At 56.7% G+C, this 1,853-nt stretch carries 1 protein-coding gene; it reads right to left on the reverse strand.

Translation table 11 applies throughout. The features are described 5' to 3' along the window. Positions 1 to 191: 191 nt before the first annotated feature. Positions 192 to 1,523: a DUF2235 domain-containing protein gene (locus OZ411_RS42745; RefSeq protein WP_282532767.1), complete on the reverse strand. Its 1,332-nt coding sequence runs from the start codon at positions 1,521 to 1,523 to the stop codon at positions 192 to 194. Between the last annotated feature and the right edge of the window lie 330 nt (positions 1,524 to 1,853).

Genomic DNA, 1,853 nt, shown 5'->3' on the forward strand with positions numbered 1-1,853 from the left:
ACGCGCCGGCCAGGTGCGCGTAACGGCCTCCCAGCTTCAGACCAACCAGCGCATATTTCCGCCTTGGGTCATAAGTTCCGCTTGGAAGGGCGATCAGTCACTTCCGGTCTACCCCGATAAGCAGACCATTTCTGAACCCGCGCGGACTTCCCATTTGGGCCAGAAGCAGACCTAACGTCTCGCCCGATCCCCTATTGGTTGAGCACAGTCACGCGAGGATCGTCAGCACGTATTGACGTTTGCAATCGGACTGGATCGACATTCTTGCGCTTCGCCCATTCGACAAGGCTTGGTGGGCGATAAGTTGGATCGGCCTGCCACCGTTGGAAAACGCTTGCATCGATCGTCTCGTTGACCGTGGTATGCGTTCCGTTCGATTGGACATCCGGCTCTGCGCCGATGACCCGATTCAGGGGCGAGGAAACGATGGAATACGCTCCCTCTACGAATGAGTGGTACGAGTCAATAATGCGCGCTTTCACGGCGTCTCCGTCGAAAATGACTTCCGAACGGAACGAAAGTCCGTGTGCTTGCGCCTTCGCCATCATCCAGTGCAGCGGAGCTTGGGCAAGGAGGTCGGTCTCATAGCCTCCGCCGACGTTAGCATGGGCGCCGACGAACCAACGCTGCTCAACGTTGGAAAGCGCGCGCGGCGGCGGGCCGGCTATGCCCGATTCCTTGCGATGGCGGACGGTCCAAAGGGTGGGAGCAAAGTCACGACGGTGCTCGTCGATGGCAAGCGCGTGATAGCCATTCTGGATTGGAAGGAATAAACCTGTCTGGTAATAATCAAATTTGGACCGGCTGATTCCTGGAATATCCCCGGCCGCCAAGCCGACCGAACCGACGGTATCCCACACGCCGACGACCTTCACCTTCGTGGGTTGGGAGTACTTGAGCAACCATCTTTCTTGGTCTGTCAGCTTGTTTGCGTCGCCGGCAGCTTCCTTGTCCTTCAACGTCCAGATGCTTTCTTCGTTTCCCTTCTGATAGCGACTGAAAAGTTCGGCGATGCCGATAGGCGAGCCTGCTTTCAGGATGCCTTCAAGCGCGACCAAACCAGCGAGGCTTCTCGCCGTAAACGCGCCGCGACTAAACCCAAAAATGAAGATTTCATCGCCTTCGTTGTAATTTTCGATGAGCCACTCGTAAGCGAGGCGGATGTTTTCATCGAGCCCCTTGCCGAAGACGCCCCCCATGAACCCGTTTACGCCGATTGAGTAGTAGACAAGTTGAGGCCTGCCGTCGGCGCTTTTCGTGCCAGTGAGCGCCCGCATGCGCCAAACATTCGTATTGCTATCGACACTGTTCCATGTGCCGTCGAGGAATATCGCGAGCCGTTTTTGCTGCTGCTCCCCGCCTGCAAAGTTTGGCTGGCTGCCGCTTTTCTCCGCGGGGCGACCGACAAACGCCACGATCCAAGCGATGATGCCGACGGTGAACACGAAGGCGATTGTGTGTAGACCGCGCTCAATCCAGCGCCAAACTCGCCACTGCCAAATTCTCCACTTCCAGAACTTCATAGTGGCGTTCCCGCTGGTCGGCGAAATCCGAGAGGATCGGCAATCTTACCGAGAATAATCCGTTTCGCTGATTCGGCGCACGTCGCGCGTTCACATTTCCCCCCTCATACTTTGACGAGTTTTTCTACCGGTTAGCTATCAGGATTTAGCGAGTTCAAGGCCGCGTACCGGATTTTCTGGCCCAGGGATCCGCTGAGCACCATTTAAGGCTGACCTCCAAGGCGCCTCCTCGATTACGTCAGCTTCGGGTCAATAACCTCTGTTGCCTCTCGGTCGCAGACTTCCGGTCTGTCCCTGTGAACGGACTTCTAGCTATACCGCGTCAACGGC

The sequence above is a fragment of the Bradyrhizobium sp. Arg237L genome, from assembly GCF_029990105.1.
Taxonomy (GTDB): domain Bacteria; phylum Pseudomonadota; class Alphaproteobacteria; order Rhizobiales; family Xanthobacteraceae; genus Bradyrhizobium.